This is a genomic window from Streptomyces sp. AC555_RSS877 (genome assembly GCF_019049245.1).
Classification (GTDB): Bacteria; Actinomycetota; Actinomycetes; order Streptomycetales; family Streptomycetaceae; genus Streptomyces.
In genome coordinates, this window is record NZ_JAGMUK010000040.1 from 305,395 (window position 1) to 327,774 (window position 22,380).

22 protein-coding genes are annotated in these 22,380 nt (G+C 71.4%); 13 read left to right on the plus strand and 9 right to left on the minus strand.

Annotated features, from left to right (window positions below):
• Nucleotides 1-29: 29 nt before the first annotated feature.
• A complete protein-coding gene (locus tag KUM49_RS18730) occupies nt 30-1,529 on the plus strand; it encodes a HEAT repeat domain-containing protein (RefSeq protein WP_217237992.1) in 1,500 nt (499 codons plus the stop codon).
• A gap of 166 nt (nt 1,530-1,695) precedes the next feature.
• On the opposite strand, the gene KUM49_RS18735 is transcribed toward KUM49_RS18730, so the two are convergent.
• Nucleotides 1,696-2,898: an erythromycin esterase family protein gene (locus KUM49_RS18735; protein ID WP_217237993.1), complete on the minus strand. Its 1,203-nt coding sequence runs from the start codon at nt 2,896-2,898 to the stop codon at nt 1,696-1,698.
• Between the two features lie 58 nt (nt 2,899-2,956).
• Between KUM49_RS18735 and KUM49_RS18740 the strand changes: the two genes are divergently transcribed.
• From KUM49_RS18740 to KUM49_RS18750, 3 genes are all read left to right on the plus strand, one after another.
• Complete coding sequence (locus KUM49_RS18740) at nt 2,957-3,706, plus strand: TioE family transcriptional regulator (RefSeq protein WP_217237994.1); 750 nt, start codon at nt 2,957-2,959, stop codon at nt 3,704-3,706.
• A 227-nt stretch (nt 3,707-3,933) separates the two neighbouring features.
• Nucleotides 3,934-5,991 (plus strand): discoidin domain-containing protein, encoded by a 2,058-nt coding sequence (locus KUM49_RS18745; RefSeq protein ID WP_217237995.1) that lies wholly within the window; start codon nt 3,934-3,936, stop codon nt 5,989-5,991.
• A gap of 38 nt (nt 5,992-6,029) precedes the next feature.
• Nucleotides 6,030-6,629, plus strand: coding sequence for a TetR/AcrR family transcriptional regulator (locus tag KUM49_RS18750; protein ID WP_217237996.1), 600 nt, complete (start codon nt 6,030-6,032; stop codon nt 6,627-6,629).
• Nucleotides 6,630-6,651: 22 nt separating this feature from the next.
• Here KUM49_RS18750 and KUM49_RS18755 read toward each other — a convergent pair whose 3' ends face one another.
• Complete coding sequence (locus KUM49_RS18755) at nt 6,652-7,683, minus strand: trans-acting enoyl reductase family protein (protein ID WP_217237997.1); 1,032 nt, start codon at nt 7,681-7,683, stop codon at nt 6,652-6,654.
• Nucleotides 7,684-7,787: 104 nt separating this feature from the next.
• On the opposite strand from KUM49_RS18755, the gene KUM49_RS18760 reads away from it, so the two are divergent.
• Nucleotides 7,788-8,750: a helix-turn-helix domain-containing protein gene (locus KUM49_RS18760; protein ID WP_217237998.1), complete on the plus strand. Its 963-nt coding sequence runs from the start codon at nt 7,788-7,790 to the stop codon at nt 8,748-8,750.
• A 79-nt stretch (nt 8,751-8,829) separates the two neighbouring features.
• Here KUM49_RS18760 and KUM49_RS18765 read toward each other — a convergent pair whose 3' ends face one another.
• From KUM49_RS18765 to KUM49_RS18795, 7 genes are all read right to left on the minus strand, one after another.
• Nucleotides 8,830-9,468: a hypothetical protein gene (locus tag KUM49_RS18765; RefSeq protein ID WP_217237999.1), complete on the minus strand. Its 639-nt coding sequence runs from the start codon at nt 9,466-9,468 to the stop codon at nt 8,830-8,832.
• A 16-nt stretch (nt 9,469-9,484) separates the two neighbouring features.
• Nucleotides 9,485-10,477, minus strand: coding sequence for a DMT family transporter (locus tag KUM49_RS18770; RefSeq protein ID WP_217238000.1), 993 nt, complete (start codon nt 10,475-10,477; stop codon nt 9,485-9,487).
• A 163-nt stretch (nt 10,478-10,640) separates the two neighbouring features.
• Nucleotides 10,641-11,909, minus strand: a complete 1,269-nt coding sequence (locus KUM49_RS18775) for an Nramp family divalent metal transporter (protein WP_217238001.1) — start codon at nt 11,907-11,909, stop codon at nt 10,641-10,643.
• A 235-nt stretch (nt 11,910-12,144) separates the two neighbouring features.
• Complete coding sequence (locus KUM49_RS18780; RefSeq protein WP_217238002.1) at nt 12,145-12,873, minus strand: GntR family transcriptional regulator; 729 nt, start codon at nt 12,871-12,873, stop codon at nt 12,145-12,147.
• 90 nt (nt 12,874-12,963) lie between these two features.
• Nucleotides 12,964-13,659, minus strand: a complete 696-nt coding sequence (locus KUM49_RS18785; protein WP_217238003.1) for an alpha/beta hydrolase — start codon at nt 13,657-13,659, stop codon at nt 12,964-12,966.
• 1 nt (nt 13,660) lies between these two features.
• Nucleotides 13,661-14,737, minus strand: coding sequence for a maleylacetate reductase (locus KUM49_RS18790; protein WP_308406658.1), 1,077 nt, complete (start codon nt 14,735-14,737; stop codon nt 13,661-13,663).
• A gap of 180 nt (nt 14,738-14,917) precedes the next feature.
• Nucleotides 14,918-15,880, minus strand: a complete 963-nt coding sequence (locus KUM49_RS18795) for a VOC family protein (RefSeq protein WP_217238005.1) — start codon at nt 15,878-15,880, stop codon at nt 14,918-14,920.
• Nucleotides 15,881-16,076: 196 nt separating this feature from the next.
• Here KUM49_RS18795 and KUM49_RS18800 point away from each other — a divergent pair, with 196 nt between their 5' ends.
• The 8 genes from KUM49_RS18800 to KUM49_RS18835 are packed head-to-tail and all read left to right on the plus strand — an operon-like array spanning nt 16,077 to nt 22,358.
• Nucleotides 16,077-16,922 carry an N-acyl homoserine lactonase family protein gene (locus KUM49_RS18800; RefSeq protein WP_217238006.1) on the plus strand — a complete coding sequence of 282 codons (846 nt, stop codon included), beginning with the start codon at nt 16,077-16,079 and terminating at the stop codon, nt 16,920-16,922.
• Nucleotides 16,919-17,845: an NAD(P)-dependent oxidoreductase gene (locus tag KUM49_RS18805; RefSeq protein ID WP_217238007.1), complete on the plus strand. Its 927-nt coding sequence runs from the start codon at nt 16,919-16,921 to the stop codon at nt 17,843-17,845. Before KUM49_RS18800 ends, KUM49_RS18805 begins: the two co-directional genes overlap by 4 nt.
• Nucleotides 17,842-18,249, plus strand: a complete 408-nt coding sequence (locus tag KUM49_RS18810; RefSeq protein ID WP_217238008.1) for a cupin domain-containing protein — start codon at nt 17,842-17,844, stop codon at nt 18,247-18,249. Before KUM49_RS18805 ends, KUM49_RS18810 begins: the two co-directional genes overlap by 4 nt.
• Entirely contained in the window at nt 18,246-18,680 is a 435-nt protein-coding gene (locus KUM49_RS18815) for a carboxymuconolactone decarboxylase family protein (protein WP_217238009.1), read from the plus strand. The genes KUM49_RS18810 and KUM49_RS18815 overlap by 4 nt, the downstream gene beginning before the upstream one ends.
• On the plus strand, nt 18,673-19,593 hold the full coding sequence (locus KUM49_RS18820; RefSeq protein ID WP_217238010.1) for an NAD(P)-dependent oxidoreductase: 921 nt from the start codon (nt 18,673-18,675) through the stop codon (nt 19,591-19,593). Before KUM49_RS18815 ends, KUM49_RS18820 begins: the two co-directional genes overlap by 8 nt.
• On the plus strand, nt 19,590-20,363 hold the full coding sequence (locus tag KUM49_RS18825; protein WP_217238011.1) for a carboxymuconolactone decarboxylase family protein: 774 nt from the start codon (nt 19,590-19,592) through the stop codon (nt 20,361-20,363). Before KUM49_RS18820 ends, KUM49_RS18825 begins: the two co-directional genes overlap by 4 nt.
• 40 nt (nt 20,364-20,403) lie before the next feature.
• Nucleotides 20,404-21,270: an SDR family NAD(P)-dependent oxidoreductase gene (locus tag KUM49_RS18830; RefSeq protein ID WP_217238012.1), complete on the plus strand. Its 867-nt coding sequence runs from the start codon at nt 20,404-20,406 to the stop codon at nt 21,268-21,270.
• Nucleotides 21,270-22,358, plus strand: a complete 1,089-nt coding sequence (locus tag KUM49_RS18835) for a zinc-binding dehydrogenase (protein ID WP_217238013.1) — start codon at nt 21,270-21,272, stop codon at nt 22,356-22,358. The genes KUM49_RS18830 and KUM49_RS18835 overlap by 1 nt, the downstream gene beginning before the upstream one ends.
• The last annotated feature ends 22 nt before the right edge of the window (nt 22,359-22,380 follow it).

Here is a 22,380-nt window from a genome sequence, read left to right on the forward strand (position 1 = left end):
TTCGTGAGTCTTCCTTTCCGGGGGTTGCCATGCCGGCTGAGCACCAGATCGCTTATTTTCTCCGTGAGTTGGCGGCGGCGGAAGCGGACCCGCAGCGGCGCGCCGCGGCGGCCAAGGGGTTGGGCAGGCTCGGCCGGACCGAGCACGCCGTCCACCTCGCCCGGGCCGCCGGGGATGGGGAGCCCGCGGTGCGGGCCGCCGCGGCCCAGGCACTCGGTCGGCTCGGGGCGGGGGAGACCGGCGCCGAGGTGCTGCCGGGGCTGCTGGCCGACGAGGACCCGGACGTACGGCGCAGGGCATCGCTCGCGGCGATCCGGCTGGGGCTGCGCGGCCCCGCCGTGACCGAGGCGTTCACACGGCTGTTGCGGGACCCGGACCGCCATGTGCGGATCAACGCCCTGGTAGGGCTGGATGCGTTGGACGCCCCGCACGACGTTCCGGCTCTGGTCGAACTGCTCGGTGATCCCGACGAGGCGGTGTGGAAACGCGCCCGAACCCTGGTGTACCGCTGGGCCGGTGATCCCGCTGTCAGGGCGCAGGTGGTCCGCATGGCCAGGGAGGGCGTGGGCGCCGCCCGTGCCCGGGCCCTGGACATGCTGCCGGCGCGCTGCACCGAACCGCTTCTCGACTCCCTCCTCGCGGGGCTGCGCGACACGTCCCCGCAGGTACGGACCGCGGTGGCGAGGCGGCTGGTGCACACCGAATCGGGCACGTCGGGCGACGCGCTGGCCGCCGCCGTCGAGGACGAGCGGGAGCCGGAGGTGGCGGCGCTGCTGCTCGAAGGCCTCGCACAGAGGGGCGACGAGCGGGCGACCGGCCCGGCGGTGCGATGGCTGCGCGATCCGCTGGCGGGCCCGGCTGCCGCGCGCACCCTGGGCGACCTCGACACCCCGGACGCCGCCGAACACCTGCGCACGGCCCTCGACGACCCGGCCCTGCCCGGCGCAAGCCGAGCGGCAGCCGCCGTGGCCATCGGGAAATCGGGGGCGTGGGACGCCGTTTGGCAGCTGCTCCCGCTCCTGGACGATCCCGACGCCACCCTGCGCGCCGGTGTCGTCGACGGCCTGGGCGCGTCGGTCGACGGCGGGCTGCGGCTGTGGGAGCGCCACCCGGTGGCCTGGGCGCTCGCCGATCACCTGACGTCCGACGGGGCCGACGTCTGGCGGACACGCAATGCGCTCGACGGCCTGGCCCAGGCCCTGCCCTCGCTACGGCGCCTGGCCGACGACGCCCCCTCCGGCGAGGTCCGGGCCGCCGCGCTGTCGCTCCTGGACCCGGACGACGCCACCGACGCCAACTCCCGCAAGGACGTACGCCGCTTCGTGCGGGGTCTCGACGACCCGCACGAAGCCGTCCGCTACCACGCCGCGCTCGGCCTCACGCGCTGGACGGCGGCCACGGGGACGCCGCCACCGGACACCGGCAGGCTGCGCGAGCGCCTGCACGCCCTCACCGCGGACACCTCCCCTCGGCTCCGCCGGGCCGCCGCCGACGCGCTCGCGGCCCTGGCCCCCGACCCGGGCGAGTGACCCGCCACGAGAGCCGACGCGCCGACGCTGACGGCCAGGGGCGGGCCTGTCCCGGGCGGTCATGAGCAACCGGGGCGTGGCCGGAACGACGGGACAGCCCGTACGGCTGTCCCTGTCGTCCGGGAGCGCCTGCCGACGGCCCCGCGACCCGTGGCTGCCGGTGGCGCTAGCTCCGCGTGACGTCCTTGACGAACACGATGCCGTCGCTGTCCGCCAGGTGGGCCGGGTCCATCGGGGCGTAGCCGAACCAGGGGGACACGCGGGGCGCGGGCCGCGTGTCGCCGAGGGCGGTGGCCAGCCGCTGGGCGTCGATGATGTGGCGGTCGTCCGGGAGCGCGTACAGGAGTCCTTCGACGGTGTCCGGCGGCGGCGTGTCCACTCCCCGGTGCCGGATCGTGCCGAGCGCCGTGGCCACGAAGGCGTACTGCTCGCCGAGCCGGGCGCTCACCAGCGCACCGGCGCTCCACCACTCCAGCGGCATCCCGCCCATCCGCATCGTGCTCTTCTCCCTTTGGAGATGGCCGTTGTGGGCGTGGACCAGTGCCGGGCCCCGTTCGGCGAGGGCGAGGAGGTTGTGGGCCATCATCTGGTCCCGCACGCCCACCAGCCGGGTCAGGCGGGCCGGTGAGGCGTCGGCCATCCAGTGGTGGTAGCGCAGCAGGCCGGTGACGGTACGTCCGTACAGGCGCGCCCGGTCCCAGTCGTCCCGCGAGGTCGCCGTGATCAGGTGCGGCGTCTGCGCGTCGAGCAGCGCCACCAAGTCGTCGGCGAGCAGCCTGAGTTCCCGGGCCTCGCCCGACTGCCCCACGGATTCGGCCGGGTCCGTCATCGCGGCGGGATTCGTCCACCGGTCGTCGGCGCCGAGCAGGCGGTCGAGGGTGTCCGAGCCGCAGGGGAGGAGGTCCGCGTCCACGTGGGCCGCGAGGTGGCCGTGCAGTGCGGTGAGGGCCTGGCGCGGGCTCGCGGCGCCGGTGATCTCCAGCGGGCCGTCGACACCGGCGAAGCGGAGCCGCTCGGAGGCGGGCCGGCCGTCGTTGAATTCCCGCATCCCGCGCACGAGTTCGCGATTGGCCGCGGACGCCCCCCACCCGTGGCTGAATCCGCGCTCCATGACCTCGTCGAGGGTGCCCGTGCCCGAGGTGACGTAGTCGTCGACGACCAGGCCCATCATGCAGTCGCTCTCGATCGCGATCGTCCGGTAGCCCTCGTGCTCTACGAGCTGCCGGAAGAGGCCGTTGCGCAGGTCGAGCAGAGTGTCCTCGCCGTGGGTGGGCTCGCCCAGGGCGAGCAGCCGTGGCCGGGCCCGAAGCAGCTTCATGACGGCGGCGGCCTCGACGGCATGAGCGGTGTCCCTGATGTCAGTAGGCATACCTTGAACGCTATCGTTGAACCTTCGGTGGAGACCTGGCCGCGATATCGTCGTGGCCGTGGGACGAAACCTTCAAAGCAGCGGGCAGCTCAGGCCGATCGATCTGGCACGCGGGCACGGACTGTCCACACAGGCGATCAGGAACTACGAGGCTGCCGGCATCCTTCCAGCAGCCGATCGCACACCCCACGGCTACCGCACCTACACCCGGCTCCACGGGCGGGCCCTGAGCGCGTTCCTCGCCCTGGTGCCCGGCCACGGGCACCAGACGGCGACGTCGATCATGCGGGCCGTGAACCAGGGCGCGGTCGACGAGGCGTTCCGCCTCATCGACTGCAGCCACGCCCAGCTGCTCGACGACCGGCACACGCTCCGGGCCGTGGAGAGCGCCCTGCGTGACCTGGCGCCCACCGCGGCGTCCGAACCCGGCACCGTGTCCCGGCCGGCCGCGGTGCCGGGGCCCGGCGGTACGTTCATCGGGCCGCTGGCGAGGCAGCTGGGTATCCGGCCCGCGACGCTGCGCAAATGGGAGCGCGCCGGGCTGGTGCGCCCGCGCCGCGACCCGCTGACCGGGTACCGCGTCTACGACGAGGCCGACATACGGGACGCCCGACTGGCCCACCAACTCCGGCGCGGCGGGTACCTGTTGGGGCAGATCGCCCCGCTGATCGCCCAGGTGCGGGCGGCCGGCGGGGTGGAGCCGCTGGAGACCGCGCTGAGCGACTGGCACGGCAGGCTGTCCGCACGCGCGCGCGCGATGCTGGCCGGAGCCGCCGAGTTGGAGGCGTACCTCCGCGAGCGCGGCTGAGACCCGGCCGCCTGCCGAGGAGAATCAGGGGCACAACGGGCTTGTCGCGTGCGGGAGGCGCCACCGCCTCATCAGGTCAACCGTCCCGGACTCTTGACTCGGAAACCGGGAGTCGCGATCCTCGTCGCATATCTTGCGCCGGTCATGACAATCCAGCCTTCGGCTCTCCGGACGGACTGGCTCCTCGACCGCGCCATCCCGCAGACCGAGGGACGTGGGCAGTGACCATGGCTGAACGCCCGTACCACCGACGCAAAGACGTCACCGTCGTGTCGCTGCTCCTCCTCGTGCTGGCCATGACCCTCGGCCCCACGCCGAGTTCGGCCGCCGGAACCGACTGGTGGGTCCCGACCGCGCGACCCGCGCCGGACTCCCAGATCAACGTCACCGGCGAGCCGTTCAAGGGCACCAACGCCCAGGGCGAGGTGCGCGGTTTCGTCGACGCGCACAACCACCTCATGTCGAACGAGGCCTTCGGCGGCCGGCTCATCTGCGGCAAGACGTTCTCCGCGGCCGGTGTCGCCGACGCGCTCAAGGACTGTCCCGAGCACTACCCCGACGGCACGCTCGCGCTCTTCGACTACATCACCCACGGCGGTGACGGCAAGCACGACCCGGTCGGCTGGCCGACCTTCAAGGACTGGCCGGCCTACGACTCGATGACCCATCAGGCGAACTACTACGCCTGGGTGGAGCGCGCCTGGCGCGGCGGACAGCGGGTACTCGTCAACGACCTCGTCACCAACGGCATGATCTGCTCCATCTACCCCTTCAAGGACCGTAGTTGTGACGAGATGACGTCGATCCGCCTCCAGGCGAAGCTGACGTACGACCTGCAGGCCTACATCGACAAGATGTACGGCGGCACCGGCAAGGGCTGGTTCCGGATCGTGCTCGACAGCGCGCAGGCGCGTGAGGTCATCAAGCAGGGCAAGCTGGCGGTCGTCCTGGGCGTCGAGACCTCGGAGCCGTTCGGCTGCAAGCAGGTCCTGGACATCGGGCAGTGCAGCAAAGCCGACATCGACGCGGGACTGGACGAGCTGTACGGGCTCGGCGTGCGCAGCATGTTCCTGTGCCACAAGTTCGACAACGCGCTGTGCGGGGTCCGCTTCGACGAGCACGGCCTCGGAACGGCTATCAACGTCGGCCAGTTCCTGTCGACCGGCACCTTCTGGAAGACGGAGAAGTGCACCGGCCCCCAGCACGACAACCCCATCGGGACAGCCGCGGCGCCCGAGGCCGAGGCGGACCTCCCGGCGGGCGTGGAGGTTCCCTCGTACGAGGCGGACGCGCAGTGCAACGTCCGCGGGCTCACCGAACTCGGTGAGCACGCGGTGCGCGGCATGATGAAGCGCAAGATGATGCTCGAGATCGACCACATGAGCGTCAAGGCCACCGGCCAGGCGCTCGACATCTTCGAGGCCGCGAACTACCCGGGTGTGCTGTCCTCGCACAGCTGGATGGACCTCAACTGGACCGAGCGGGTCTACTCCCTCGGCGGCTTCGTCGCCCAGTACATGCACGGCTCCGAGGAGTTCGGCGAGGAGGCCGAGCGCACCGACGCGCTGCGTGACAAGTACGGCGTCGGCTACGGCTACGGCACCGACTTCAACGGCATCGGCGACCACCCCGCCCCGCGCGGGGCAGACGCCGCGAACAAGGTCACGTACCCCTTCAAGAGCGTCGACGGCGGCTCGCTGATCGACAGGCAGACCGTCGGCACACGCACCTTCGACTACAACACCGACGGCGCCGCGAACGTCGGCCTGGTCCCCGACTGGATCGAGGACATCCGGCTCGTCGCGGGCCAGGACGTGGTGGACGACCTCTTCCGGGGCGCCGAGTCCTACCTCGGCACCTGGGGCGCCTCCGAGCAGCACCAGGCCGGGATCAACCTCGCCAAGGGTGCCCGGGCCACGGCCAGTTCGGCGGAGTCGAACCCGTTCACGAGTTACGCGCCCAGCCAGGCGGTGGACGGCGACGGGGGCACCCGTTGGGCGAGTGACTGGAGCGACGACCAGTGGCTGCAGATCGACCTGGGCGCCACGAACCGGGTCGGACGCGTCACCCTCGACTGGGAGCGCGCGTACGGGAAGTCGTACCGCGTCGAGCTGTCCACCGACGGCGTGAGGTGGCAGACCGCCTGGTCCACGGCCTCCGGCGACGGCGGCCTGGACACGGCCCGCTTCACCGGCACCCCGGCCCGCTACGTCCGGGTCCTGGGCCTCGACCGCGGCACCGACTGGGGATACTCACTCCAGGAGGTGGGCGTCCACAGCAGCTGACGCCCCACCGGTCACGAGCACCAGGACAGGACGCGCACATGGCTCGGATGCCGCTGGCCGAACGGCGCCGGCAGCTGACGGAGGCGGCGATCAAGGCGATGGCCCGGGACGGCGTCGCGAAAACGACGACCCGGTCCATCGCCGCCGAGGCAGACGTGTCCCTGAGCGTCTTCCACTACTGCTTCGACTCCAAGCAGGCCCTGATCGAGTCGGTCATCACCACCATCACCGACCACTACGTGACCCTGGTGAAGGAGGCCCTGCGCCCCAGGGCCACGCTGGAGGAGACCGTCCGGGCCGGCTTCCAGGCGTACTGGGACCACGTCCGCGCCCACCCCGACGAGCACATGCTCACCTACGAACTCACCCAGTACGCCCTGCGCCAGCCGGGATTCGAGCATCTGGCGCGACGCCAGTACGAGCTGTACGCCGACGCGTACACCGAGCTCATCGAGCAGCTGCGCCGGGACATGGACGTGCGACTCCGCGTGCCCGTTCCCGTACTGGCCCGCTACCTGGCCGCCATGACCGACGGCCTGACCCTCAACTACCTCGTGCTCGGCGACGCGACCACGTGGACCGACATCCTCGACACGGTCACCGCCCACATCGCCGGCCTGGTCCAGGACGACCCGTAGGTGCCGGGGAATCCCACGTCCGCTACTGACGCAGTTCGAGCGAAAGGTGCTCGGACAGCGCGCGGAGGACGTCGGGCGCGTCGAAGATCTCTCCGGCGGACGCCACACCGACCGCCCTGGTCTGCCCCGTGAGGATGCGGTGGACCGCTTCCACCGCGAGCGGCGCGCTGACCGCGTAGATGTCCCGGCCCCGCGCCACGGCCCGCCGTTCGACACCGCCGGAGCGTACGACGACGTCGACGACGAAGGTCTGCGAGGAGCGCCCCCGCTCGTCGACCGCGGTCGGCGTCGGGGTGTCCGGTGCCGACAGGTCCCTGGCCGCCTCGCTCGTCATGTAGGTGCGCACCTCGGGGATGGAGAGGTGGCGGGGAACGGTGACGACGTCGGCCATCGTGAACTCCCCGATGACGGCCCGGGTGCCCATCGGCTCGGGAAACGACCACTTCAGGAGGGGCGGGGCGTCATCGCGGTACTCCAGCTGCCCGTTCGTGTAGACGACGCGCCTGCCGTCCCGCCGCTGTCTGGAGACCTTGCCGGCGGCGCGGGTGCCGGCGGTGGGCAGCCAGCTGTTCAGTCCGTACGCGATGTGCGCCTCGTCGGCCGCCGTCCAGTCGCCCATCGCCGCGGTGGCCAGGAGGTCGCCCAGGCCGCCGAAGAAGGCCATCGCGGGCACGATCACCGCTCCCGCTGCGCGGGCACGGTCCGTGAAGTGCGCGAACGTGTCGACGTTGGCCTCGATCTCGGCCGCCACGTCCACGTACGGGATCCCGGCGCGCAGGGCCGCCTCGATCACGGGACCGGCGGTCGTGGCGAACGGCCCGGCAGTGTTGATCACGGCCGCCGCGCCGTCCAGCGCGCGGTCGAGCGAGGCCGCGTCGTCGACCGACGCCGGCCGGACGTCGAGTCCGGGTTCGGACGCCGCGAGTGCGCGCAGCTTGTCGGCGTCGCGGCCGGAGAGCACCGGGACGAACCCGCGAGCCCGCAGCTCTGCCACCACGAACCGCCCGGTGTGCCCGTACGCGCCGAACACGGCCACCTTGTGTCCCGACTCCATGACTTCTTCTCCCCGCGCTCGAATTGATCAGCCACGGACATCGTGCCGAGGGCGGGTGCGGCACCGTGAGTGGCCGGAACGCCATGCTGCGTACAATTACGGACATGGTTACTGTCGCGCTGGTCGTCACCGACGGGATGCTGCACTTCGAACTGGCCGTGGCCTCCGAGGTGTTCGGCCCCGCCCCGGCCGCCGTGACCGGCCCCTGGTACGACCTGGCCGTCTGCGGGTCGGGCGCCGTGCGCGTCGGCCGGTTCCGGCTGGAGCCCGACCACGGTCTGGACCGGCTGCGGCACGCCGACACCGTGATCGTCCCCGCCTGGGGGGACGTCGACGAGGAACCGCCCGCCGACCTGGTCGGCGCGGTGCGTGCGGCCCACGAGGCGGGCGCGCGGGTGGCCTCCCTCTGCACGGGCGCGTTCGTGCTGGCCGCAGCCGGTCTGCTGGACGGCAAGCGTGCCACCACGCACTGGGCGCACACCGACGTCCTGGCCGCCCGCTACCCCCGGGTGGCGGTCGACCCGGACGTGCTCTACGTGGACAACGGCACCGTACTCACCTCCGCCGGCAAGGCCGCCGCGCTGGACCTGTGCCTGCACCTCGTCCGCCTCGACCACGGCTCGTCCATCGCCAACGCCGTCGCCCGCCGCCTGGTCGTGCCGCCGCACCGGGCCGGCGGTCAGGCCCAGTTCGTCGCCGTCCCGGTGCCCGCCCGGGACGACCATCCGCTCGCGGCGCTGTTCCCCTGGGTGATCGAACGCCTGGAGCACCCGCTGACCGTGGCGGACCTGGCACGCCAGGCACGGATGAGCTCACGCAACCTGGGCCGCCACTTCAGGGCGGCGACCGGCACCACTCCGCTGCAGTGGATGCTGACGCAACGGATCCGTCGCGCCCAGGAGCTGCTGGAAACCACCGACGACAGCGTCGAAGCCATCGCGACAGCGACCGGTATGGGCACCGCCACGACGCTGCGCCGCCATTTCCACCGCACCGTCGGCGTGCCCCCCGACACCTACCGCCGCACTTTCCGCGACACCAAGGGCCCTGAGCCGGCGTACGCGTGAGGCACCCTCACCGTGGACAGCCCCTCGCCGGTCCGGCGGCTGCCGTGTCCACGCCGGCGCCGCAGCGACTCAGGGCGCGTCAGCCACGCCGACGACTCTGCGGCCGGCGGGTCGTCAGCCACATGCTCGCGCCCATCGCGACGACGACCTCGCGCGGCAGGCGGAACCCGTGCGGCCGCAACTGCTCCACGTGGCCGGCGGAGATCGTGACCGCGACGGCGGCGGCGTCCTCGTCGTCGACGGCGCGTAGCCCCGGCGCCAGCAACTCGGAGACCACGGTGCGGTCCCAGGCTTCCGTGGCGTCCAGCGCGCAGACGGTCACCACCGTCCAGTGCGGCTCGTCGAGCCCGGCCGCCTTCAGCGCCGTCGAGAGGACCGGGCTTTTCGGCAGACAGATGTCGAGCTCACGGGAGACCAGGCTGATGTGGCGAGGGTCGGGAGGCCCGGTCCCGGTGCCGGGCGGCAGCCAGATCGCTGCCGCGAGGAGCGTGCCGTCCGCACGCTCGGCCACCCACACCTGGCCCTCATCGAGAGCATGATGAGCCAGCATCAACCGCATGGTGCGCTGTGCCTGCTCCCAGTCCACGGCGGGGCTGCCCGCACCCGAAACCGACGGCGGGGGCAGGGGAGGCGGGGCGAACAGCCGCACCACGGCGGGTACGTCCACCAGTCCCGCCGCGCGGACGGCTGTGCGGGGGCGCAGCTGAAGAGTCGTCATGTTCGGGTTCCCTCTTTCAGATGGCCCGGCTCGTGCCGGACATGTCGACGCTGACCGGGCGCAGCAGCCCGGCGGACGGCGCCCCGGAACGCAGGAGCCGGACGGGTCGCGGGCCTGGCGCGGACTCGGGTGCCGGCCGGTGCGGCAGGCGCCGGTGATCGCGGTCGCCGCGCTGAGGATCACGACGGCCGTGGACGGGCTGGGGACGGCTGAGCAGGGTCACGCCGTGCATGGCCGCCCCGGCACCGGCGAGCGCGAGCACGGTGCCCGTTCCGCCGTACCGGAAGCCCTCACCGAGCAGGCCGATGCCGATGGCGGACGCGGTCACGGGGTTGACGAGGGTGAGCAGGGCGAGGGGACCGCCGAGGCCGCTGCGGTAGGCCTTCTGGGAGAGCAGCAGTCCGGCCACGGCGAACGGGACGGTCAGGGCCGCCACCAGCGCCACGCTCCAGGAGAGCGTCGGCCCGACCACGAGCTTCTGCGCCAGCGTGGATCCGACCCCCGAGGAGATGCCGGAGGCCGCCGCGAGCGCGAGGCCTGCCGAGGAGGAGCGGTCCGAGGCGAAGCGGACGAGTGCCGCGACGACAGCGGCGGCGGCGAGCGAGACCAGGAGGATCTCGCCGCCTCCCAGGCTGTCTTGCGGAGCGCTGCCCGAGGCGGTGACAGTCAGCAGTGCGGTCAGCCCGACGAGGGTGAGAGCCATGCCCTGCCACTGGGTGACCGAGGTCCGGCGGCCGGCGGCCATCGAGCCCAGCGGCACCGCCACCACGAGACTGAGCGCGCCGAGCGGCTGCACCAGGGTCAACGGTCCGTACCGCAGGGCGACCACGTGCAGCAACGCGCCGGTGGCGTTGAGGGCCACGGCCCACCACCACGAACTGCGCAGCAGCGCGCCGCGCACGCTCGCCGTGTTCGCGGCGGTCCGTTCCTGCACCACGGCGGCCGTCGCGTAGCAGATCGCGGAGATCAGGGAGAGGGCGACGGCAAGGAACACCGGGGAGGCCGCCATCACGAGGCCCGGACGGTGTTCGAGACCGGCCTGCTGGTGCGGTGGCTGGACACAGCCCGGGCTCCCATCGATACGAAACGGTTTCGTACGGGTACGCTACGGGGGGCCTGAGCGAAACGCAAGCGTTTCTCTAACGGAAAGGTTCTGGAGGGGGACTCCCGGCTCAGCCGAAGAAGATCTGCTGCAGCAGGTAGACGTTGATCCCGGAGATGAGCAGTGCCGCCACCCACCCCAGGAAGGTGGTCACGGGCCGGTTGACCAGGTCGCCCATCAGGTCCCTGCGGCGGCTGATCAGAACCAGCGGGATCAGCGCGAAGGGGATGCCGAACGAGAGCACCACCTGTGACATCACCAGCACCTTGTCCGGCGACACTCCGAGCGCGAGGACGACCAGCGAGGGCGCCATGGTGATGGCCCGTCGCAGGAAGAGGGGGATCCGCGTCCGCAGGAATCCCTCCATGATGACCTGGCCGGAGTAGGTGCCCACGCCGGACGAGGAGAGGCCGGATGCCAGGAGCGCGGCGGCGAAGGCCAGCGCGGCGCCACCGCCGACGAGCTGGGTGAACCCCTGGTGGGCGCCGCCCAGGCTGCCGTCGAAGCCTCCGGCGCCGTGGAAGACGGCGGCCGCGACGCAGAGCATCGAGAGATTGATGAGTCCTGCCATGGTCAGGCCCAGCGTGGTGTCGACGCGCAGCGTGCGCAGGGCGCGCTTGCGCTCGGCAGGTCCTTCCGGCGCCTGCCGTTGCGCGGTCAGGGCCGAGTGCAGGTAGATGACGTGGGGCATCACCGTTGCACCGATGATGCCGATGGCCAGGACGACCGAGTCGGTGCCGTGGAAGAGGGGCAGCATCCCCGATGCCAGCTCCGAGGGGGACTGACGGCCGGCGACGACGAGGGTGTACGCGAAGCCCAGGGCGATCACACCGAGCAGGAACACGATCGCCAGCTCGAAGGGGCGGTAGCCGCGCCGCTGGAGGGCCAGGATCGCGAAGCTCACCACCGCGGTGATCAGCGCGGCGGGCAGCATGGGGATGCCGAAGAGCAGATAGAGGCCGATCGCGGCACCCACGAACTCCGCCAGGTCGGTGGCCATGGCCACGACCTCGGCCTGTGCCCACAGCCCGACGACGACCGGTCGGCGGAAGGTGTCCCGGCACAGAGTGGGCAGGTCGCGGCCGGTGGCCAGGCCCGTCTTGGCGGAGAGGTACTGGATGAACATCGCCACCGCACAGGCGGAGACGAGCACCCAGACGAGCAGGTAGCCGTGTCGGGCTCCGGCCTGGAAGTTGGTGGCGAAGTTGCCGGGGTCGACGTAGGCGACGGCGGCGACGAAGGCCGGGCCGTAGAAGGCGAGCCGACGACGCCGGACGGACCGGCGGAGCACGGCTTCTTGTACGAGGGCGGGGGCCGCCGCGGAGGTACCGGTGCTCATCAGTGGGGCTCCTGTGAGTCGGGAAACGGCCAGGGATCGACCGACGCACTCCGTCGGACGAGGATCTGTATGATCGTCATACAATATCGAGTGCTGTGGGTGCAGGGCAATGGGTGAGGCCGTATCTGATGACCGGAGCGGGCGGTGGAGGAGCGCCTTCTGCGCGGGGCCCGGCTTCACGAACCGTGGGATCGCCCAGGTCGCCCCGAGGGCCGGGGTGTGCCGGTGGCGGTGTTCAGTCCCGCGCTTCGCCGGGGCGCGGTCCGCCGACGGTCTTCAGTGCCCGGAAGCCCGCCTCGTAGGAACGGTCCACGTGGGCGCAGCAGGCCAGGACGGCCCGCTCGGCATCCCGGTCGGCCAGTGCCGCGTAGATCTCGCGCAGCTCGGCCCCCGCGAGGCGGGCGCGGCCCGGCGCGCACAGGGAGGCGCACATCAGCACGATGATCCGCGCCCGCAGCTTGACCAGGGCGTCCAGGGTGGCCATCACGCCGGCGGCGCGCAGCAGCAGGCCGTAGAAGTTGTCCCTGGCCTGCAGCAGGGCGGCAGGATCCGGTGGGAGCAGCGCGAGGTCCTCGAACTCCAGCAGCGTCGCGTGCAGCGCCCGGAGCTGGGAGTCGGAAGCCTGTGCGACGAAGCGGCGCACCGTGACCTCCTCCAGCGCGCGCCGGACCTCGTCGATCTCCAAGGCCTCTTCCGGCGAGGGCACGCGCACGACGCAGCCCCCGTCCCCGGTGGTCAGCCAGCCCTGCTCGGAGAGGTCACGGAGAGCCTGCTGCACGACCCGGCGCGAGACGCCGGTCTGCGTCACCACCAGGTTCTCGTCGAGGCGCTGCCCCGGCGCGAGCCGGGACGAGCAGATGTCCTCGCGCACTGTCCGCAGGACGCGCTGCCGCAGGTCGGCCATCACCACGGCCGATTCCATGCGCGAGTCGGGCTTCTTTGCCCACGAGCCTTCTTGCTCCACGCCAGTGAGGCTACGGCCGGCTCGTCATACAATCAATGGATTCGCCGGCACGATTTCGCCGCATCCGCCGACCTTCGCCTCCTGCCGCTGTCACTGCTCGGTCCGTTCGAGCAGACGCGAGCGCAGCATCCGGCGCAGCCGCACGACCGAGTCCTCGTTGAGATGGTGCAGCGGATCGTCGTACGTGGTCAGCTCGATTCTCGCGCCCAGTGCGGCCAGGGTGCCGGCCGTCTTCTCGACCCGGACCAGCGGAACGAACTCGTCCTCCTCCGCGCACAGGAGCACGATCTCGGTGCCGGACAGGGCTCCTCCCGGGGCGGCTGACGAGGGACGGGCCCCCGGACCGAGGTAGCCGCCGGTGTGCAGGAACGCGCTCGCGCACGCCGGCTGGTCCCTCAGCAGGTACTCGGCGAGCAGACAGGCTCCCTGGGAGAAGCCGAACAGGACCACCTCCCGCGGCGCCCGGCCCAGGCGGACGAGGTCGGCGAGGTGCGTCCGCACCGCGTCGAGCGCGTGGTCCAGGTGCGGCTGGTTCTCCGCCGGGGGCGCCAGGAAGCTTTGCGGATACCAGGTGTCGGCCGCGGCCCGCGGTGCCACCCACGCCACTCCGGGGAGACCGACGCGGTCCGCCTGCTCGACCATGAAGGCCGGGCCCTGGCCCCGCCCGTGCACCGCGTACACCACCAGTCCCGCCTCGGCCAGTGGTGCGCCGTGCAACACCGGCGGGCGGGACAGGTGCGGGTTGTCGGAGGCGGTGGTGAAGTCCGTCGTGTCCGTGCCATCCATGTCAGGCCGCCTTTCGGTCCCGGGCGGGCTCGCCCGACCAGGCACGTGTGAGCAGTTCGGTGAGTGCTTCGACACCGACCGGGGCAGGGTTCTGCGCAGGCACGTACGGCAGGACCAGCCGGGCCGCCTCGGTGATGTCCTCGCGCCGCATGCCGTAGTCGGCCAGCGCGCGCGGGGCGTCGAGTTCCTCGCGGAACGCGTTCAGTCCGGCCACCGGTGCGGCACTGCCCAGAGCGGCGGCGATGCGCTGTGCCGCGTCAGGCGCCCCCGGGGCGTTGAGCTCCAGAACGTAGGGCAGCACGGTGGCATGGGTCTGCGCGTGCGGGAGGTCGTACGCGCCGCCCAGCACATGACAGATCTTGTGATGGAGCCCCGAGCCCGCGGAGGCGAAGGCCACCCCGGCCAGGTAGCAGCCGTACAGCGTGGCGTCCCGCCCCGCGATGTCGCCCGGCTCGCGGACGACGCGCCGCAGCCCCTCGGCGACGGCCCGCAGGCCCTCCATCGCGAAGGCCTGGTTGACGGGGTTGGCACGCGGGGCCCACATGGAGTCGACGCAGTGGGCGACGGCGTTGAGCCCCGAGGCCACCGAGAGGCCGACGGGCAGCGACAGGGTGAGTTCGGAGTCGTACACCACGGTGGCAGGGAGGACGGTGTCGTCGACGCCGGTGGTCTTGCGGGAGGCCTCCGTGAGCCCCCAGACGTTGGTGGCCTCCGACCCGGCGTAGGTCGTCGGTACGGCGACGATCGGCAGCCGCGTGGTGAGCGCCACCGCCTTGGCCAGTCCGGTCGTGGATCCGCCGCCCACACAGACCAGGAGGTCGGCGCGGCATTCGGCGGCCGCGGTCCGCGCGGCCTCGGCCTGTGCGACCGGCACGTGGGGGCGTACGTCGCTGTGCCGGAGCACCACCGGAAGGCCGGCGGTGACACGGTCGGCGATCCCGGCCTCGGAGGGCGCGGCGATCACCATGACCCGGCGGGCGCGCAGGCGGTCGACCTCCGCGGTGAGGTTCCGGGCGGCGCGGCCGTACCCGAAGAGGACGCGCTGGCCGAGCGTGATGTTCTCGAAGGTGAGGCTCACTGTCTCGTTCCTGGTGCGGATGGGGGACGGGGACAGCACGTGTGCTGTACGTCGTGGCTGCATGCCGGTGCCGGTGACGGCTTGGGCGGGAGTCGTCGCGGAGTCCGGTCCTGGTAGGGCCCGGGCGCAGGTGAAGCGCCCGGGCCGAACCGCCGTTGTCGCAGCCGGAGTCGGCCGGAGTCAGTCGGAGTCGGTGGTGACCGGCTCCAGGCGCGCGAGGATGCTCTCCCGCTCGCTCTCGAACTGCGGCGGCAGCATGAAGTTCTTGCCGAGCTCCTCGGGAGACTCGTCGCAGTCCCAGCCGCCCTCGTCGTCGGTGACCGCGAGCTCGAACAGGGCGCCGCCCGGGGTGCGCACGTAGTGGGACTTGAAGTAGGTGCGGTTCTTCAGCTCGGAGATGTCGGTGTAGCCGGCGCCCTCGATGTCGAACCGCACCGCGGCCTGGTTCTCCAGGGTGTCGAGGTTCCACGCGAAGTGGTGGTAGGTGCCGGCGCCGTAGCGCCAGGTGCCCTGCTCGTCGCTCCGGTTCCCGCGCAGCTCGATGAAGTTGCCGAACTCCTGCGTCCCGACCTGGAAGGAGGCGAGGTCGCCTTCCTCCTGGACCTTGCCCTGGGAGAAGAACGCCTCGTTCCCGAAGTCGACCATGCGGTCCTGGTCGTAGACGTGGATGCCCATGCCGTGGATGCCGTGGATCGCGGCTTCGGGGGCCACGCCGTTGCCGGAGTAGCCCTCGCGCGGGTCGCCCTCGTTCCCGACCAGGACGTACTCGATGCCGGACGGGTGGAGGAAGGCGACCCGGCCGCGGCCGAGGGCCTCGAAGCGCCGGGACTTGATGTCGTGCTGCGCCAGTCGCTTGACCCAGTAGTCGAGCGAGCCGGCCGGGACCGACAGGAGGACCTCACGCGCCTGGTTGGTGCCCCGCTTGCCGTACACCCCTGCCTGGGCCCACGGGAAGGTGGTCACCACCGACGACGGATCGCCGTTCGCGTTGGAGTAGTAGAAGTGGTAGATCGGCGAGGAACCGTCGTACAGCACGGTCTTCTTGATGAAGCGCATGCCCAGGACTCGCGTGTGGAAGTCCACGTCCTCCTGCGCACCACCCACGGACAGGGTCACGTGGTGGGAGCCGACGAGATACGTCATTGCTCGGTTCTCCTTGTCTGGTCGTGCCGGAGCGGAGCTCGGCAAGCCGTATGATTGTCATACGATATGATGCTCAGGTCAATACGGAGTCCCGCCCGAGCTTGCCCGCAGGGTTCCGGATCGGCCATTGCGAGGGCTTCTGGTCTGCGGTAACGTGCTCTCGCGATTGATTGTATGACAATCATACGGAGTGACCGTGAGTCAAACACCCGCCGACGACACCTACGAAGTCCTCATCGTGCGCTACGCGTCCCGCACGACCACGCGCGGCCAGGTCTTCCTCAACCACCACCTGTACGGCGAACCGGACGGCCCGATCGGGATGGACTACTACGTCTGGGTCGTGCGCAACGAACGGCGCACGATCGTCGTCGACACCGGCTACAGCGAGCTCGGCGGACGCAACCGCGCGCGTGGTCACCTCATCCACCCCGGGGAGGCGTTCAGCCGCCTGGGGATCGAGCGGGCGGGGACCACCCTGGTCCTCACCCACGCCCACTACGACCACGTGGGCAACGTGGACCTGTTCGGGGACTCGAAGGTGATCGTGCCGCGCACCGAGTTCGACTTCTGGACCGGCGACTGCGGCCGACGGTTCCAGTTCCACCACTCGGTCGAGGACAGCGAGATCGACCACCTGCGGGACGTCCACCAGCAGGGCCGCATGGTGTTCCACCGCGGTCACGAGGAGATCGCACCGGGCGTCGAGATGATCGAACTCGGCGGCCACTCGCCGGGCCAGGCGGTGCTCACCGTCAACACCAGCGAGGGCCTGGTGCTCCTCGCCTCCGACGCGACGCACTACTACGAGGAACTGGAACGCGATCTGCCGTTCCTCGTCGTCGCCGATCTGGAGGCGATGTACCGGGGCTTCGACTACATGAACCAGCTCATCGCGGACCGTGACGCGATCCTCGTCCCCGGCCACGATCCGGCCGTCCTCGACCGCCACCGGCGGCTCGACGGCCCGATGGGGGAGTTCGTCGCGGTGATCGGCGGCCCGCAAGGCCCCCGACGGCCCCAACGTGGAGGAACAGCATGACCAGTACGACGTCGCCGGTGGGCTTCATAGGCCTCGGCAACATGGGCGGGCGGATCGCCCGGCGCCTGGTGGACGCCGGGTACACCGTCCTCGGCCACGACACCCGCCCCGAGAACGTCACCGCGTGCGGCGCCTCCGCGGCCTCCTCCGTCGCCGAGGTGACGCGCAGCTGCGAGGTCGTCCTGCTCTCCCTGCCGGAGAGCAAGGTCGTCGAGGCGGTCGTCCTGGGCGAGGACGGAGTGCTCGCCCACGCCCGGGACGGACAGACGGTGATCGACCTCAGCACCTCGGCCCCCGCCTCCACGCTGCGCCTGCACGCCCAACTCGCCGAAAAGGGCGCCACCTTGCTCGACGCGGGCATCTCCGGAGGCGCGGCGGCGGCCGAGCAGGGGACGCTGACCCTCATGGTCGGCGGGGACACCGGAACCCTCGACCAGGTACGTCCGTTGCTCGCCGCCTTCTCCGCCCACGTCTTCCCCTGCGGATCCACCGGGGCCGGACACACGGCCAAGCTGCTCAACAACTTCCTCAACGCCGTCGCGCTGTCGGCGACCGCCGAGGTGATGGTCGCCGGGCGCAAGGCCGGCCTCGACCTCCAGGTGCTCCTCGACGTGCTCAACACCAGCTCGGGCGTGAACTTCGCGACGCGGAACAGGTTCCCGAAGATCATCCACGGCGACTACCTCAAGGGCGGTCTCACCAACGCGCTGATGACGAAGGACGTCCTCGCCTACGTCGACCTCCTCGCGGGCCTCGGCGTCGCCAGCCCCAACTCCTCCGCCCCGCTGGCCTCCTTCGGTCTCGCCCTGCAACTGGGCTACGCGGACGACATCAGCAACACCGTCGTCGACGCGATCGGAGACGTCTCGGGGCGGGTCCGCATCCACGACGGCGCGTACGACGCCGGGAAGGACAAGTCGTGAAGCTCATCCACGGAACGAACCAGCACGGCGTCGGCACCAAGACCGGCTCGCGGTTCACCGGCACGGTGCACGCCTACCTCACCATGCCCGCCACCGACGGCGTGACCATCAACACCGTCAACTTCGCGCCCGGCGCCCGCACTTACTGGCACACCCACGAGCACGGTCAGATCCTCCAGGTGCTGGGCGGCAGCGGTTACGTCGCCACCGAGCAGGACGGCCCGCGCCACCTGCGTGCCGGGGACGTCGTGTGGTGCCCGCCGGGCGAACGGCACTGGCACGGCGCCGCCCCCGACTCCTTCATGACCCACACGGCCATCTCGCTCGGGGCGACCGCCTGGGCCGAGGAGGTCGGCCCCGAGCAGTACACCGCGCCCGTCAACGAAGAGGACCGAACCCCATGACAACCGAGCCCCTGACCACAGAGACCACCCCCGACGCGCCAGGCACCACGCACCGCGACACCTATGAGGCCGGCCTCGCCGTGCGCAAGGCAGTCCTGGGCGCCGAGCACGTCGAACGTTCACTCGCCCAGGTCAGCGAGTTCTCGCGGCCGATCCAGGAACTCGTCACCGAGTACTGCTGGGGCGCGGTGTGGACCCGTCCCGGGCTCGAGCGGCGCACGCGCAGCCTGGTCAACCTCGCCATGCTGACCGCACTGGGCCGCAACCACGAGCTCGGGGTGCACGTCAAGGGAGCCCTCACCAACGGGGTGACCGTCGAGGAGATCCAGGAAGTCCTCCTCCAGTGCGCCGTCTACGTCGGCGTCCCGGCCGCGCTGGAGTCCTTCCGCGTCGCCGAGCGCGTGATCGAGGAGGTCAAGGGCGATGCCTGACACCTCCGCACCGCTTTCCCCGCTGCCGTCGGTCGCCTTCGTCGGGCTGGGGAACATGGGGGCGCCGATGTCGGTGCGCCTGGTCCGGGCCGGATACGCCGTGACCGGATTCGACCTGAGTGAGGACGCCCGGGCGGCGCTGGCCGCCACCGGCGCTCGTACCGCCGAGACCGCGGCCGGGGCCGTCCGCGGCGCCGACGTCGTCGTCCTCATGCTTCCCAGCAGCGCGGTCGTCGAGGCCGTACTCGGCGATCCGGCGGTCCGCGAGGCCCTTGCCGTGGGCAGCACGGTCGTCGACATGAGTTCCTCCGACCCGATGTCCACCAGGCGACTGGCCGCCGACCTCGACAGCCGGGGTGTCACCCTGGTCGACGCGCCGGTCTCCGGAGGAGTCAAGGGCGCCGAGAACGGCACGCTCACGATCATGGCGGGTGGCGCAGAGGACGCCGTGGAGCGGCTGTCCGCGCTGTTCACGGCCATGGGCACGGCCCGCCGCGCGGGCGGCGTGGGAGCCGGGCACGCGCTCAAGGCCATCAACAACCTGCTCTCCGCCACACATCTGCTGGCCACAGCCGAGGGATTGCTCGCCGGCGAGCGGTTCGGGCTCGACCCCGCCGTCATGGTGGAGCTGATCAACACCTCCAGCGGCCGCAGCGGATCGACGGACAACAAGTTCCCGAACTTCGTGCTGCCGGGCGGCTACGACTCCGGCTTCGGCATGCGGCTGATGGTCAAGGACATGCGCATCGCCGTCGACCTGGCCCGCCGGCTCGGCGTCACGAGCCCGCTCACGGAGAGCGCCGTGGCCCTCTGGGAGCGCGCGCTCGAGGAACTGCCCGACACCGCCGACCACACCGAGATCGCCCGGTGGACGTTCGAGCGGGCGGCCGACCGAGAGCTGGTGACGGGATGAGCGCGCAGCCGCCTTCGGCACAGGAACTGAGAGACGCTGTCGTCGCCGTGCACGGCGCCTGGGACGAGCAGTGGGAGGCGGTGCTCGAACTCGCCCCGCAGCTCCTCGCGGCCTACGCACGGCTGGCCGGCGTGCCCCAGCGCAAGGGCCATCTCGACGCCAAGACACGCGAGTTGGTGTACCTGGCCGTCGACGCGGCAGCCACGCACCTGTACGCCCCCGGAGTGCGCCGGCACATCCGCCGGGCCCTCGAACTCGGCGCCACCCCCGGCGAGATCACCGAGGTCATCGAACTCACGACGACCGTCGGGATCCACGCGATGAACATCGGCGTGCCCCTGCTCGCCGAGATCCTCGCGGAGCGCGGCCTGCGCGACGGGCCCGGCGAGCTCGACGCGTACCAGAAGGAGCTGAAGGAGCGGTTCACCGCCAACCGCGGCTACTGGCACGAGTTCTGGGACGAGATCCTCGAACTCGACCCGGAGATGTTCGAGGCCTACACCGACTTCTCGTCGGTGTCCTGGCAGCACGGCGGTCTGGAACCCAAGGTCAAGGAGTTCGTCTACACGGCGTTCGACTGCGCCTCCACCCACCTGTACGTGAAGGGGTGGAAGGCGCACATGGACAACGCGCTGGGCCACGGCGCCACCGTCGGCGAACTGCTGGAGGTCATGGAGATCGCCGCCACGATGGGCATGCAGAGCGCGCTCCAGGCCCTGCCCGTGCTGCGGGAGGAACTTCTCGCGAGGACGGCCCCGGTGAGCCGGTGACCGTGCACCGCACCCCTACGACAGACGTGAGGCGATCAGGATGACACTGCGTGGACTGGCCGGAAAGGTGGCCGTCGTCACCGGGGCCGCGGGTGGCCTCGGACGAGCAACGGTGGAACGGCTCGCCGCGGAGGGGACGAAGGTCGTCGCCGTGGACCTCGACGCCCACGCGGCGAAGGAGGTCGCCGCGGCGCTGGGCGCGGACGCCGTCGGAGTCGGCGCGGACGTGACCACCGAGGACGGTGTCGACGCGTACATGCGGGCGGCCGTCGACGCGTTCGGACGGGTGGACCTTCACCACCTCAACGCGGGAATCGCGGGCTCCCTGGCCGACCTCGTCGACGTGAGCGTCGAGGAGTGGGAGCAGGTCATGGCCGTCAACCTGCGCGGCCCGTTCCTCGGCGTACGGGCCGCCTTCCGGCACTACCTGGAGCGCGGCAGCGTGGGCTCCGTCGTCGTCACCTCCTCCATCGCCGGCCTGCGCGGGAGCAACGACCTGCTGGCGTACACCACCTCCAAGCACGGCACGGTGGGCCTGGTCCACGGCGCCGCCGTCTACGGCGGGCCCCTCGGCGTGCGGGTGAACGCGGTGGCCCCGGGCATCGTGCCCACGCCGATCTTCGGGGAGGCCGGGATGGCCGACATGCGCCGGCGTGCGGGGACCTCGCCACTGCGCCGCGCCGGCCGGCCGGACGAGGTGGCCGCGACGGTGGCGTTCCTGCTCAGCGACGAGTCGAGCTACGTCACCGGCGAGATCTTCTCCGTAGACGGCGGTGCCAGCGTGCAGAACACCAACCGCCGTGGCGGGGGAGCGGGGCTGTGGGACGTCTCGGTGACGGACCGGGCGATCCTCGAACGGCACCGGGCCGGGTCGGCCGGTTCGGACTCCGCCCAGGGAACCCTGTGATGGCGACGATGCGAGCGGCCCTGCTCCGCGGCTTCGAGCAGCCCCTGACCGTCGAGGAGGTCGACCTGCTCGACCTCGCCCCGACCCGGGTCCTGGTCCGCACCAAGGCGACACCGTTCTGCTCGACCGACGTGACCAGCTTCCACGGCCGGCTCGGGAAGGTCCCGCCCACGATCCTCGGGCACGCCTCGGCCGGTGAGGTCGTCGAGGTCGGCAGCCAGGTCCGCGGCATCGAGGTGGGGCAACGCGTGGTCGTGCCCGGAACACCCGAGTGCGGCCAGTGCTTCTACTGCGGCATCGGCCGCCCGGACCAGTGCTCGGAGCTGTTCGACCTCGGCGGGGTCTACCCCGACGTGGCGCGCACCTCGGACGGCCTGGTCGTCAACGCGGCCGGGTGCGTGGGCGGGTACGCCGAGTTCATGAACGTCTCGCACAACCAGGTCTTCCCGGTCGAGACCGACCTGCCGTGGGAGGTCCTCTCCCTCCTGGGGTGCGGCGTCACCACGGGGGTGGGTGCCGTGATCAACGTGGCACGTGTGCGGCCCGACGAGGTCGTCGCCGTCGTCGGCGCGGGACACCTGGGTCTCTGGGCGATCCAGGCGGCGCTCCTGGCCGGGGCCAGTGAGGTGATCGCGGTCGAGCCGGACGAGGAGCGCCGCCGGGTGGCGGAGTCGGCGGGGGCCACCCGGGCGGTCGTCCCGGAGGACGCCCTGGAGGCCGTACGAGCCGTCACCGGGGGGCGGGGAGCCGACAAGGTCATCGAGGCGGCCGGGCCGCCCGCCGCCCAGCGGCTGGCGCTGGAGATCTCCCGGCGGGCCGGCACCGTCGTCCTGTCGGGTCTCAAGGACGTGGCCGGAGAGGTCACGTTCGGACAGATCCCGCTCGCGGTCCAGAGCCGCCAGGTGCTCAGCACGCAGAACGGCAACGTCCGCATGCGGCGCGACCTGCCGGCGTACATCCGCCTGCTCGAACGCGGCGCGCTGGACCCGAAGCCGATCGTGACCCGCACCTACCGGCTCGACGACATCAACACCGCGCTGAAGCGGTCCGAACGGCTTGAGGACCTCTCAGGCGTGTTCGTCTTCTGACCACCGACCGGACGAGGAAGCC